The 12,985-nt window shown below is 29.3% G+C and carries 11 protein-coding genes; 5 read left to right on the top strand and 6 right to left on the bottom strand.

Annotated elements, in window-relative coordinates; translation table 11 throughout:
* Nucleotides 1-116: 116 nt before the first annotated feature.
* The 4 genes from lptB to AWN65_RS10385 all read right to left on the bottom strand — a co-directional run bounded on the left by lptB (nucleotide 117) and on the right by AWN65_RS10385 (nucleotide 3,140).
* Entirely contained in the window at nucleotides 117-857 is a 741-nt protein-coding gene (gene lptB / locus AWN65_RS10400) for an LPS export ABC transporter ATP-binding protein (protein ID WP_060383096.1), read from the bottom strand.
* Between the two features lie 161 nt (nucleotides 858-1,018).
* Entirely contained in the window at nucleotides 1,019-1,363 is a 345-nt protein-coding gene (locus AWN65_RS10395; RefSeq protein ID WP_060383095.1) for a carboxymuconolactone decarboxylase family protein, read from the bottom strand.
* Nucleotides 1,356-2,174 (bottom strand): twin-arginine translocase subunit TatC, encoded by an 819-nt coding sequence (gene tatC, locus AWN65_RS10390; RefSeq protein ID WP_060383094.1) that lies wholly within the window; start codon nucleotides 2,172-2,174, stop codon nucleotides 1,356-1,358. Before tatC ends, AWN65_RS10395 begins: the two co-directional genes overlap by 8 nt.
* The gene (locus AWN65_RS10385) at nucleotides 2,175-3,140 is read right to left on the bottom strand and encodes a KpsF/GutQ family sugar-phosphate isomerase (RefSeq protein WP_060383093.1); all 966 of its coding nucleotides are present in this window, start codon (nucleotides 3,138-3,140) and stop codon (nucleotides 2,175-2,177) included.
* A gap of 234 nt (nucleotides 3,141-3,374) precedes the next feature.
* On the opposite strand from AWN65_RS10385, the gene recQ reads away from it, so the two are divergent.
* On the top strand, nucleotides 3,375-5,570 hold the full coding sequence (recQ, locus tag AWN65_RS10380; RefSeq protein WP_060383092.1) for a DNA helicase RecQ: 2,196 nt from the start codon (nucleotides 3,375-3,377) through the stop codon (nucleotides 5,568-5,570).
* Between the two features lie 457 nt (nucleotides 5,571-6,027).
* Here recQ and AWN65_RS10375 read toward each other — a convergent pair whose 3' ends face one another.
* Nucleotides 6,028-7,218, bottom strand: coding sequence for an acyltransferase family protein (locus tag AWN65_RS10375; RefSeq protein ID WP_060383091.1), 1,191 nt, complete (start codon nucleotides 7,216-7,218; stop codon nucleotides 6,028-6,030).
* Between the two features lie 241 nt (nucleotides 7,219-7,459).
* Nucleotides 7,460-8,197 carry a tyrosine-protein phosphatase gene (locus AWN65_RS10370; RefSeq protein ID WP_060383090.1) on the bottom strand — a complete coding sequence of 246 codons (738 nt, stop codon included), beginning with the start codon at nucleotides 8,195-8,197 and terminating at the stop codon, nucleotides 7,460-7,462.
* A gap of 119 nt (nucleotides 8,198-8,316) precedes the next feature.
* On the opposite strand from AWN65_RS10370, the gene AWN65_RS10365 reads away from it, so the two are divergent.
* The 4 genes from AWN65_RS10365 (at nucleotide 8,317) to wecB (ending at nucleotide 12,942) form a co-directional block, all read left to right on the top strand.
* Nucleotides 8,317-9,180 carry an ABC transporter permease gene (locus tag AWN65_RS10365; RefSeq protein ID WP_060383089.1) on the top strand — a complete coding sequence of 288 codons (864 nt, stop codon included), beginning with the start codon at nucleotides 8,317-8,319 and terminating at the stop codon, nucleotides 9,178-9,180.
* Between the two features lie 2 nt (nucleotides 9,181-9,182).
* Nucleotides 9,183-10,469, top strand: a complete 1,287-nt coding sequence (locus tag AWN65_RS10360) for an ABC transporter ATP-binding protein (protein ID WP_060383088.1) — start codon at nucleotides 9,183-9,185, stop codon at nucleotides 10,467-10,469.
* A 10-nt stretch (nucleotides 10,470-10,479) separates the two neighbouring features.
* Complete coding sequence (locus tag AWN65_RS10355; protein ID WP_060383087.1) at nucleotides 10,480-11,364, top strand: hypothetical protein; 885 nt, start codon at nucleotides 10,480-10,482, stop codon at nucleotides 11,362-11,364.
* Nucleotides 11,365-11,808: 444 nt separating this feature from the next.
* On the top strand, nucleotides 11,809-12,942 hold the full coding sequence (wecB, locus tag AWN65_RS10350) for a non-hydrolyzing UDP-N-acetylglucosamine 2-epimerase (protein ID WP_014166574.1): 1,134 nt from the start codon (nucleotides 11,809-11,811) through the stop codon (nucleotides 12,940-12,942).
* Nucleotides 12,943-12,985: the final 43 nt, after the last annotated feature.

Here is a 12,985-nt window from a genome sequence, read left to right as displayed (position 1 = left end):
ATTCAACCTACATCAATATTTGCATGTTGGTTTTATCTTGAGACTGAAAAAAAACAAAATAAAAATAGATCAACAACCTAAAAATTTTTTTTAAGTTGTTGATCGTAGTATTTGTGTTAAAATTCTAATTTTTTTCTTCTCAATTCAAAATTTTGTCCTAGATATACACGACGTACCATTTCATCTTCTACTAATTCTTCAGGAACTCCAGCTTTTAGAATACCTCCTTCAAACATTAGATATGTTTTGTCTGTAATTGCAAGAGTTTCTTGTACGTTATGATCTGTAATTAAAATACCAATATTTTTATTTTTAAGTTTCGCCACAATACGTTGAATGTCTTCTACAGCCACAGGATCAACACCCGCAAAAGGTTCATCTAATAAAATGAATTTAGGATCAGTAGCTAAACATCGTGCTATTTCTGTACGACGACGCTCACCACCCGATAGTAAGTCACCTCGGTTTGTACGGATATGATTTAATGAGAACTCCTCAATAAGAGCTTCCATTTTTTCTTCCTGTTGATCCTTAGTAAGATTAGTCAATTGTAAGACGCTCATTATATTATCTTCAATACTCATCTTTCTAAAGACAGAAGCTTCTTGAGCAAGATAGCCAATACCGTTTTGAGCTCTTTTGTACATAGGGAAATCAGTAATGTTCATGTCGTCTAAGTAAATGTTTCCCGAATTAGGTTTTACTAAGCCTACAATCATATAAAAGGAAGTTGTTTTTCCAGCCCCATTAGGACCTAAAAGTCCAACTATTTCACCTTGATTAACTTCAACAGATATCCCTTTTACAACGGATCTCTTTTTGTATGTTTTGACTAAATTATCTGCTCTTAATACCATGTTTTAAATTTGAAAATTTGAAAAATTTGAAAATGAATAAAATACTCAAAATCATTTTTTAAATCCAATCTGACAAATAAACTTAAAATTAATCAAAGAAAAAGAGAAATTAGTATAAAATTATAATTTCAATTTTTCAAAATGACTAATTTTAAAATAAATTAATTATTTTCAAGGGCTTCCCAAAACTCGTAAGCTCTTCTTAAGTGAGGAATTACAATAGTACCTCCAACTAATGTAGCAACGCTCATAGCTTCCATCATTTCAGCTTTGTTGATGCCTAGTTTGTAGCAAGTTTCTAGGTGATATTTGATACAATCATCACAACGTAATACAGCTGATGCAACTAGTCCCATTAACTCTTTTGTTTTGGTATCTAAAGCACCTTCCGTATAAGTATTTGTGTCCAGATTAAAAATTCTTTTGATAACCTTGTTGTCATCACCTAAAATCTTTTCGTTCATTTTAGAACGATAATCATTAAAATCTTTTACTAAATCAGCCATTTTGCTCTTTTAATTGGTTTTTGTATACAATTCTGGAAATAATAATACTCATTTCGTAAATTAAAAGCATAGGAACTGCAACAGTTACCTGACTTACCACATCAGGAGGGGTAACAATGGCGGCTATGATTAATACGATTACGATAGCGTATTTTCGAGTATTTTGTAAAAAACTTGGTTTAATCAGTCCTAGTTTAGTTAATAAATAAATAATGATGGGCATTTCAAAAAAAATACCACCTGCTAATACAGATGTTTTAACCATTCCTATATATGAATTTAAATCAATATCATTTTTGACAACACTACTGATAGAAAAAGAGGCTAAAAAGTTTACAGACATAGGAACTATGACATAATAACCAAATAGAACACCAATAAAAAAAAGAATTGATGCTGAAATGATAAAAACTTTGGCATATTTTTTTTCGTTATCATAAAGGGCGGGGCTAATAAAACGCCATAATTCCCATAATATATAAGGAAATCCTAAAATAAACCCAGCTGTAATACACATCCATACAAACACATTTACTTGCCCTTCCATACTAGTGTTTTGAATGGTAAAAGGGAGTTCTTCAATACAAATTGTATCAGCAAAACCAAGATAGTGAGAGGCATCGCAAAAAAAACGATATGTAACAAACTCTACTCGTGTAGGACCAAAAATTATTTGGTCAAATATAAAATCAGCAAAAAAGAATACTACGATTGCTAATATAACAATCGTTATAGTGCTTCTTATAAGTAGCCATCTAAGTTCTTCTAGATGGTCTAAAAAAGACATTTCTGATAAATTTTTCTTAGCCATTTATATAATTCCTTCTTTTAAAATGTCATGTATATGTAATATTCCTACATAGTTTCCATCAGTTTCTACTACTAATTGTGTAATCGAAAAATCTTCCATTGTATGAAACGCATCCATTACCATGGCATCTAACGCAATTGTTTTTGGCGTTTTCGTCATAATATCTTTTGCTTTTAATCCAGATATAGTTTCGGTAGTATTCAGCATTCTTCTAATATCTCCATCTGTAATAATACCGATTAGTTGTTTCTCTTCTATGACTGCTGTCACACCAAGTCTTTTTTCAGATATTTCTACAATTACATCTTTTATAGGAGAATCAGGTGTAACTTGTGGTTTATGGGTTTTGTCTAATAAGTCACTAACTTTTAATAAAAGTTTTTTTCCTAATGCTCCACCAGGATGATATTTAGCGAAGTCTTCACTTTTGAAATCTCTTTTTTTCATTAAACAAATGGCTAATGCGTCACCTAATACCAGTTGTGCAGTAGTACTATTAGTAGGCGCTAAATTATTAGGGCAAGATTCTTTACTTACATAAGCATGTAAGACTAAATCAGATTCTTTGCCTAAAAAAGAGTGAAGATTAGCAGTCATTCCTATTAATTGGTTTCCAAAGCGTTTTAATAAAGGAACTAATACTTTTATTTCGGGACTATTCCCGCTTTTTGATATGCAAATAATGACATCGCCACTTTGTACCATACCTAAATCACCATGTATTGCTTCGGAGGCATGTAAAAACATAGATGGGGTTCCTGTAGAATTAAAAGTAGCAACCATTTTTTGAGCAATAATGGCACTTTTTCCTATTCCTGTAACGATGAGTCTACCTTTTGTATTGTATATGATTTCAACTGCTTGTGCAAAATCATCTGTCAAATAATTTACTAAGTTAGCTATTGCTTCACTTTGTTCTAATAAGGAGGCTTTAGCAGTGGCAAGAAGGGTGTCTTTGGTTATCAAAACAAGAGTCTCTTTTTAAAATTTGTATAATGATAAAGAAATTTGTAACTTTATTAAGTGCAAATTTATAAAAATACCTAGTTGAAAGGATTTTTTATTTGATTGAAATTTTATTAATTTTGTTTAAAATTTCTCAAAAATACCAAACACATTTTTTTTTACTAGTTGGGGATAGTATAAAAGCTGTTTGATTTTCATCATTTCGTTAATTTATCAATAGAAAATAATTGAAGAATGAGTTCTGACCCAATTGATTTACACAAAGAATTAAAAAAGTATTTTGGATTTAGCCAATTTAAAGGATTACAAGAACAAGTAGTAAGAAGTATTGTATCTAAAGAAAATACTTTTGTTATTATGCCCACAGGTGGTGGAAAGTCGTTATGTTATCAGTTACCTGCGCTAATTCAAGATGGCGTAGCTATCGTGGTTTCGCCTCTGATTGCGTTAATGAAAAATCAAGTAGATGCCCTCAGAAGCTTAGGCTCAGGGGATGCGATTGCACATGTTCTTAATTCTTCATTAAATAAGACAGAAATTAATCAAGTTAAAAAAGATATAGCATCTGGTTTAACAAAGTTATTATATGTAGCACCTGAATCCTTAACAAAAGAAGAATATATTGATTTCTTAAAAGAACATAAAATTTCTTTCGTAGCAATTGATGAAGCACATTGTATTTCGGAATGGGGGCATGATTTTAGACCTGAGTATAGAAATTTAAGAAATATAATTAGAGCTCTGGGTGAAATTCCTATTATTGGACTTACAGCAACAGCTACACCCAAAGTACAAGAAGATATTCTTAAAAATCTAGAAATGTCAGATGCTAACGTCTTTAAAGCGTCGTTTAATCGCCCTAATTTATTTTACGAAGTACGAACAAAAACTAAAAATGTAGAAGCAGATATTATTCGTTTTATAAAACAACATAAAGGGAAGTCAGGCGTTATCTATTGCCTCTCGCGTAAAAAAGTAGAAGATATAGCAGAAGTATTAAAAGTAAATGGTATTTCAGCTGTACCTTATCACGCAGGTCTTGATGCTAAAACAAGAGCAAAACATCAGGATATGTTCCTGATGGAAGAGGTAGATGTGGTAGTAGCAACTATTGCCTTTGGTATGGGAATTGATAAACCTGATGTACGATTTGTAATTCATCATGATATACCCAAATCTTTAGAAAGTTATTATCAGGAAACAGGTAGAGCAGGTAGAGATGGAGGAGAAGGGCATTGTTTAGCCTATTATTCGTATAAAGATGTTGAAAAACTAGAAAAATTTATGGCAGGAAAACCTATAGCAGAGCAAGAGGTAGGTTTTGCTTTACTACAAGAGGTTGTTTCGTATGCTGAAACTTCTATGTCGCGCCGTAAATTTTTATTGCATTATTTTGGGGAAATGTTTGATAACGAAACGGGAGAAGGTGGAGATATGGATGATAATATGCGTAATCCCAAAAAGAAAACAGAAGCCCAAGACAATGTAGTCAAGTTATTAGAAACAATTCGGGATACTAAGGAAATATATAAAGCAAAAGAAATCATCCTAGCTTTAATAGGAAAAGTAAACGCTGTTATCAAAGCACATAAAACAGATACCTTGTCCTTTTTTGGAACAGGTAAAGATCAGGATGAAAAATACTGGATGGCATTAATCCGTCAGGTAATGGTTGATGGCTATATTCGTAAAGATATTGAAAGTTATGGCGTTTTAAAAATGACAGATAAAGGATATATGTTTTTAAATACGCCAGTATCCTTTATGATGACAGAAGATCATGAATTTGATGATAACGAAGACGATACAATCGTGACATCCTCTAAATCTTCAGGAACTTCAGATGAGGTTTTGATGACTATGTTGGTTGATTTGCGTAAAAAAGTAGGAAAGAAAGAAGGAGTGCCACCTTATGTAGTTTTTCAAGAATTTTCATTAGAAGATATGGCTTTAAAATATCCTATTACCGTTGCAGAGTTAAGCAATATTCAAGGTGTAGGAGAAGGAAAAGCTAAAAAATATGGAAAAGCATTCGTAGATCTCATTGCTAAATATGTAGAAGAAAATGAAATTATACGACCTGATGACTTGGTTGTTAAGTCCACCGGAGCTAATTCAGGCTTAAAACTTTATATTATTCAAAATATTGATCGAAAACTACCTTTGGATGATATTGCAAAAGCCAAAGGTTTAGATATGGATGCTTTGTTAAAAGAAATGGAACAAATCGTATATTCAGGAACTAAACTAAATATTAATTACTGGGTTGATGAAATTTTAGATGAAGATCAACAACAAGAAATTCATGATTATTTTATGGATTCTGAATCAGATAAAATTCAAGATGCTTTAGATGAATTTGATGGGGATTATGATACAGAAGAATTACGACTTATGAGGATTAAATTTATTAGCGAAGTAGCAAATTAATCTATATAAAAAACGGAATATGATAAAAGTCTTATTCCGTTTTTTTATATTTTCCTGAAAAACAAACTTTATTACTTAATGATTTTTATGAAATAATAAAGTTATATCATTTAAACTTTGAAATTTTTACATAATACTATTTTTTTAACCTTGAGACTGTCTAAAAAGTTTGTAATCTTATCGACCAAAGGGAGAAATTACATAATACGGATTATGAGACTCCTCCTTACGTTGGAGTGACAAAACGCATGTTGATTTAGGTACTATCTTACAAAAGCAATAAAATCATCGTTGGTTCTCTATTCGCCTCGCACTTGAACTAACGATGATTTCAATTATATACTCAACCGTTTGTTTGAGTTATTTTTAAAATAAAAAAAACAGATCGAGAATTTTCTTTTTAATCAGTATATTTTAAGTTTAAATGGTATTATTCATTACCAATTTGTCTTTATAATTACGCTTTTCTTTTGTAAAATTCTGTTATGCTATGCTTTATTTTATCATAATTAATTTTTTTTGAATAATCCATGAACGGTTTTTCAATGTTTCTATAAGATAAAAAGCTAGTTAAGATGATAATAGGGGTAATGAGAAATATTATAGAACAAAATGTTGAAGGAGGCATTTTTTCTACTACCTCTAGACTAAAACCAAAATAAAGCGTTATGAATATAATTATTCCGTGAATTAAATAAGTACTATATGAGATTTCTCCTAAGAATTTTAATGTAGTGTTTTTTAAAACTCCGAACATCTCATTGCCTAAAGCAATTAAGTTAAATACTATTATTATTAAAAGCTTACAGATATAGTTGTCTGAAGTATGAAAAAGTAAAATTAATCCCAAACATAATAAAATTATTATACTGTAAAAATTTGAATTAAAATTAATTTTTTTTGTATTATACTTAATGATAAAAGGAGGGATCACACCTCCTAAAAAAGAAAGTAGATGAGGAATACTTGATCCATAAATTTTAAAAAAACAAAGAATGAAAAAAAGGCTAATTACAGTATAAAAAAAGGATGTTTTCTTTTTGAAAATTAAAATAGAGATAATAGGCAAGCTGAAATAAAAGAGCCATTCATAAGGAAGTGACCATACAACACCTGCATTTATTATATGAGTAAATGATAAATCATTTATGGTTGGACTACTTAAAATGGTAAAAGTACCCCATTGCAGCACTTCTTTTAAAAGTTTAAAAGGAGGAACATTGAGTTGCCAATCACTAATTATAAATACAATTGATATTAGTAAAAATATTGAAACAAGGTACATAGGTACTAACCTAAAAAATCTTGATATAAATATAATAGGCCAATTAATTTTTTGATTTTCTGAGTTCAATAACTTGGTTATAAACAAAAAAGAAGTAATCATAAAAAAAAGAGAAACACTTGTTTGTCCTAATTGATTATATAAGTTTGATTTGGGAGCTACCCAAGATTTGATTTGTAAATATTGGAACCATATAGAGGCATGGTGAATAAAAACACCTATGGCAAGAAAACCTCTTATTCCATCTATTGTTTCGTATCTTGTGTCGTTATTTGTTATTTTAAATTTTAAATTTATAATATAGGCCGTTGTAAAAGCAATAAAGAAAATTATAATTGCAAAAAAAGGATTTAAAGGATTCATTTTAGCAGTAGGTGGATTTAAGAAATATGATTTGTTTAGATTTAAGTAGGTTTATGTTTAGGAATAAATAATTAAAAATGTTTATCAAAGCATAGTCTCAAGTATCATCTGATTTCTATTAAAACTGCCAGTATTCTATAGTTTTTTGACTAATACATAAAGATAAAAAAGGAATAATTTTAAAAATAAATCTGATTATAGTCAGGATAGCATAAACAATAAGGTTATAAAAAATAAAACATTATATTTTGAAATAATCATTATTTCGAATAGCATTTTTCAATGCGTCTGTATTTTTAATTTCTATTTTTGATAAAAAAGCTTTTAAATGTTTTTCGTGATGAACATCACTTCCTGTGAAATCAATTAGATCTTCTTTTAATAACTGGTCCGCAATATTTTTCACCTCTTTTCCATAATAACCAACAGTAGACAACAAGTTTAATTGAAACTTACATCCAGCATTTTTTAACTTTTTATAAGAATCAAATTGCTGATGGTAGAACAAGTAACGCTCAGGATGTGCTAATATAGGGGTATATCCTGCTACTTGTAAATCAAATAAAATATCAAATAAATTAATGGGAGCATTTAGGTAAGACATTTCCACCAAAACATATTGATCTTTTAAGGTGTGAATTTCCTTTTTTTTGAAGAGAGATACAAAATAATCATCCATTAAATATTCTGATGCGAAATTCATAGTGAAAGAAAGCCCTTTTTGATTCAATTCATTAACGGTATTGTGATAATTTGTAGCTATAGATTCATAAGTGTTGTCATAATACCCTGAAAAAGTGTGCGGTGTTGCCATGAATTGAGTGAAACCATAATCTGATAAAGTTGTTATTAAACGTACAGTATCCTCTATATTTTTAGCACCATCATCAATTCCAGGCAATATATGAGAATGCAGATCAATAAATTGGTTTTCAGTAAATTCTCTTAATAGAGGTTTTGATTTAGTAAAAAATAGCATAAAATTTCTTTATATTCTAGCAAAGGTATGGATTTAGACAATCTTTACATAATGATAATTTTTCTTTTTATTGTATTTAATAGTATATTTTATTAAGTTGCGCTCCTAACAAAGAAAAAATGAATATTTCTCAAGAAGATAAATGGGATCAGATTATTACAGCTAAATCTTCACTTTTTGATCTAAATTTAAAAGAAGCTTGGAGATACAGAGATTTGCTGCGAATGTTTGTAAAAAGAGATATTATTACGGTTTACAAACAAACCATTTTAGGACCACTATGGTATTTTATACAACCATTATTTACTGCAATAACTTTTACCATTATTTTTAATAGAGTAGCAGGGATTGAAACAGGAAAAGTACCTTCTTTTCTTTTTAATTTGGCAGGAATAATAGTTTGGAATTATTTTACATCCTGTTTAAATGAAACGGCTGATACATTTAAGAAAAATGCAAATATTTTTGGTAAAGTATATTTTCCCAGAATAATAATGCCATTATCAACTGTAATAACAAATTTACTGAAATTAGGAATTCAAATAATTATTTATATTGGATTTTATTTGTTTTATTTGTTTTTAGGAATGAAAAATATAATAAATTTTAATGTAATTTTTTTTCCTTTTCTTATAATTCTTATGGGACTTTTAGGGTTAGGCTTGGGAATGATAATATCTTCATTAGTAACTAAATACAGAGATTTGTCATTTTTGATCTCTTTTGGTGTGCAATTATTAATGTATATATCGGCTGTGGTATACCCTATAGAATTAATAAGTCAAAAATTGCCTAAATATGGTTGGCTTGTAGAATATAATCCGCTAGCATATATTGTTGAAACCTCTAGAATTATTCTTCTTAATCAAGGGGAAATATCCATTTTTGGTTTAGTATATACAATTTTTGTAACAATCATGATTTTTGTGTTAGGATTAGTAATTTTTAATAAAACAGAAAAAAGTTTTATTGATACAGTTTAAAAATGGAAAAAAGAGATATAATATTACGTGTCGAAAATATTTCTAAGCAATATCGTCTGGGGGTTATCGGAACGGGTACCTTAAGTCATGATATTAATCGTTGGTGGTATAAAATAAGAGGAAAAGAAGACCCCTATTTAAAAATAGGAGGATCAAATGATAGAACAACTAAAGGGGAGAGTGATTATGTTTGGGCATTAAAAGATATTAATTTTGAGGTAGAAAGAGGTGAAGTATTAGGTATCATTGGTAAGAATGGAGCAGGAAAATCTACTCTTTTAAAGATCTTATCTAAAGTTACCACCCCTTCAACAGGAGTTATAAAAGCAAGAGGAAGAATAGCTTCTTTATTAGAGGTTGGAACAGGATTTAATCCAGAACTTACAGGGCGTGAAAATATCTATTTGAATGGAACCATTTTAGGGATGACAAAAACAGAAATAACCTCTAAGCTTGATGAAATTATTGATTTTAGTGGATGTGAGCGTTATATAGATACTCCTACTAAGCGCTATAGTAGTGGGATGACTGTTCGGTTAGCCTTTGCTGTAGCTGCTTTTTTAGAACCTGAAATTCTAATTATAGATGAGGTGTTAGCTGTAGGAGATGCAGAATTTCAAAAGAAAGCCATTGGAAAAATGCAAGATATAGCTAAAGGAGAAGGAAGAACAGTTCTTTTTGTTAGTCATGATATGTCTACAATTAAAAAACTTTGTAAAAAAGTTATTTTACTAGAGCATGGAACTATTAAAATGATCGGAGAGACTGATTTCATTATATCCGAATATTTAAAAGTAACATATAATTCTCAGATAAATTTTCCTTTGGCAACATTTGATGAAAATTTAGTTGTGATAGATTCTTACGTTGCTAATGAATCTTTTGAAAATGTTGATTTAGTAGGTTTTAATAAAGATGTTAAAGTTGTAATGTGTCTAGAGTCAAAAGGATTTAAAGGGACTTTAATTATAGAATATAAAATTTACAATTATGAAGATAAGATTTTGACTACAGGCTCAACTTACCTTATGGCAGAAGAAGTAAAGATTGAAGAAGATGGATGTTTTCAAATTGCTTGTGATTTCTTAAATATTAATTATGTACCAAGTAAGTATTTTATTTCTGTTATTGTTATGGATGCAATTGTTGAATCTAAATACACGATATTTGACAAACTATTGTATTTCGAAGTAATAAAAAGTGAAAAATATCAGATAAAAAGAGAATTTAAGTCTAGACTTCATGGAGTACATCTTCTACCCCAGTATTGGTCTATTCAAAAAGTTTAATTCAAATAGAATGAAAACTAAAATATTACTTTTTTCTCCTGTTAGAAAACCAAATGAAATCGTTAAACTTCATCTTCACTCATTGTTAGATTTAGAGATTGCTGATTTTGAATTTACTTTTTCTTTCTTTGATGACAACCTTGATCCTCAAAGTACTGTTATATTAAATGAATTTGTATCTAAACAAAATAAAGCTTTGTTGTTGAATGCAATTTTTGATATAGAACCAGATACTAAAAAAAGAAAAGAGCGTTGGGAAGAAGATTTATACGATCGAATTACTTTGATAAAAGATAGCGCGATTCGATATTTTTTAAATCAAGATTATGATTATTTATTTTTTGTGGATGCTGATTTAGTCCTGCATCCAAAAACAATTATTAATTTATTTCAAGCTAAAAAAGATTTTGTTGCAGAGATATTTTGGACACATTTTTCGTACGCAGCTTCTTATATGCCTAATTGTTGGGATAAAGAGGGGAATTCGTTAGAACGTATGATGACGTATATAATACCAGGAACTTATGAAGTAGGTTTTACAGGGGCTTGTACTTTATTGACTCGAAAAATATTAGAATCAGGTGTTCGATTCCAACCTATAAAAAATATGACTTGGTTAGGAGAAGACAAACATTTTTGTACACGTGCAGCAGTAATGGATTTTGATATTTTTGTAAATACAGAATCTCCTGCATTTCATATTTACAGTACTACATTGGTTTCTCAAGCAAAGGAATTTATTGATTCAGGATATTCTTTGGCTTATTTACAAGTTTGGTTGGATGATGTTTGGGTTGAAAAAATTAAAATGTGGCAAAAGTTAACAACCTATAAGAAGCCATTAAGTGAAAAGATTAAAAAATATATTAAAAGATGGATAAAATACAATAATTAATCTTTTCTATATCTCTAGCTTAGTTTGTAATACTTATTTGATTGCTTCTTAATAAAATAAATTTGTATAAAGAGATATGTTATTGACTGTTTTTGAAAGTGAGAAAGTAGAAATCTCTTCGTATTTTATCATATTTTTATATTTAAATTGATGATAAGTTAAGCTATTCCTTTTTAATCAAATTTTTAGCTTTTGAATGAGATTATTTTAATAACATATTTTTTAAATTTCAATAGAGTCACTGTTTTTCAAGATATAGAATTTTGAAGTATTTGCATTTGTTTAAAAATATGAATGAAGATTTGAAATTTTCAATAGGCTATTAATTATTTGTTTTAAAATAATTGTAAAATAAAAAAGAAGGAAATATTTAGGTAGAAAACTTAGATTTGTTCGGAAAAATTGATAAAATATAAGTATTCTTGTAACGAATAAAAAAAAGTGATGAAAATTTTAATTTGTTTTGGGACTAGGCCAGAAGCTATTAAAATGGCACCTTTATATCATGTGTTAAAAGAAGAAGCATTTGATGTAAAAGTATGTGTAACGGCACAACATAGACAAATGTTAGATCAAGTGTTAGATTTTTTTGAAATTATACCTGACTATGATTTAAATTTGATGTCACCTAACCAAAGTTTGAATCAATTATGTGCCAAAATATTATTACATATTGATCCTGTTTTAGATGAAGTGAAACCTGATTTAGTGTTAGTACATGGAGATACAACAACTTCCTCAATAGTGGCATTAGCGGCTTTTCATAAACAAATTAAAATAGGACATGTGGAAGCTGGGTTAAGAACTTTTCATAAATATTTTCCATTTCCAGAGGAATTGAATAGGCAATTAACGGCTAAGCTTGCGGATTATCATTTTGCTCCTACTTCTCAATCGGTTTCAAATTTACAACGAGAACTTATTAACCCAGAAGCTGTTTTTGAAGTAGGTAATACTGTAATTGATGCTTTGAAGTGGGCGGTAAATAAAATCAAAATAGGATATGAAAATGAGGCTATATCTAAACTAAAAGAGCAATTAGATCCTACTAAGAAAATGATATTAGTTACTGGGCATAGAAGGGAAAATTTTGGTAAAGGATTAGTTCAGATTTGCGAAGCATTACTCACCTTAGCAAAAAGGGCAGATGTTCAAATCGTATATCCAGTTCATCTAAATCCAAAAGTTCTAGTTCCTGTAACATCTTTATTAGAAAAAAAAGAAAATATTCTACTAATTGAACCTGCTGAATACCCATTGTTTATTTGGTTAATGGAACAATCTTTTATGATAATTTCAGACTCAGGAGGTATACAAGAAGAAGCTCCTACTTTGGGAAAGCCTGTTCTAGTTACTCGAACTTTTACAGAACGAACAGAAGGTGTTAAGGCGGGAATTTCATTTTTAGTAGGAACAAACAAAAAATTAATTGTTGAAAAAGCAATTGAATTATTGGATAAATTTCAAGGAGAGGTTTTACCTGTGAATCCTTATGGAGATGGAACTACATCAAGTAAAATACTAAAAGAATTACAAAAAATAGAAAATAAAAATAAATCTTCTTTTTTAAAGGAATAAAAATCTTATGAGTAATTCATTTTTATTTCTATTTTTAGAGTTT

Source organism: Flavobacterium covae (assembly GCF_001534645.1).
GTDB lineage: Bacteria > Bacteroidota > Bacteroidia > Flavobacteriales > Flavobacteriaceae > Flavobacterium > Flavobacterium covae.
Note: the sequence above shows the minus strand (reverse complement) of the source record. Positions and strands in the feature narration are given on the sequence as shown.

Bases quoted from the DNA above. Each gene is read 5' to 3' on its own strand.
- AWN65_RS10375 (WP_060383091.1), bottom strand. From the start codon at position 7,218: ATGAATCCTTTAAATCCTTTTTTTGCAATTATAATTTTCTTTATTGCT.
- lptB (WP_060383096.1), bottom strand. From the start codon at position 857: ATGGTATTAAGAGCAGATAATTTAGTCAAAACATACAAAAAGAGATCC.
- AWN65_RS10365 (WP_060383089.1), top strand. From the start codon at position 8,317: ATGAATATTTCTCAAGAAGATAAATGGGATCAGATTATTACAGCTAAA.
- AWN65_RS10370 (WP_060383090.1), bottom strand. From the start codon at position 8,197: ATGCTATTTTTTACTAAATCAAAACCTCTATTAAGAGAATTTACTGAA.
- wecB (WP_014166574.1), top strand. From the start codon at position 11,809: ATGAAAATTTTAATTTGTTTTGGGACTAGGCCAGAAGCTATTAAAATG.
- tatC (WP_060383094.1), bottom strand. From the start codon at position 2,174: ATGGCTAAGAAAAATTTATCAGAAATGTCTTTTTTAGACCATCTAGAA.
- AWN65_RS10360 (WP_060383088.1), top strand. From the start codon at position 9,183: ATGGAAAAAAGAGATATAATATTACGTGTCGAAAATATTTCTAAGCAA.
- recQ (WP_060383092.1), top strand. From the start codon at position 3,375: ATGAGTTCTGACCCAATTGATTTACACAAAGAATTAAAAAAGTATTTT.
- AWN65_RS10355 (WP_060383087.1), top strand. From the start codon at position 10,480: ATGAAAACTAAAATATTACTTTTTTCTCCTGTTAGAAAACCAAATGAA.
- AWN65_RS10395 (WP_060383095.1), bottom strand. From the start codon at position 1,363: ATGGCTGATTTAGTAAAAGATTTTAATGATTATCGTTCTAAAATGAAC.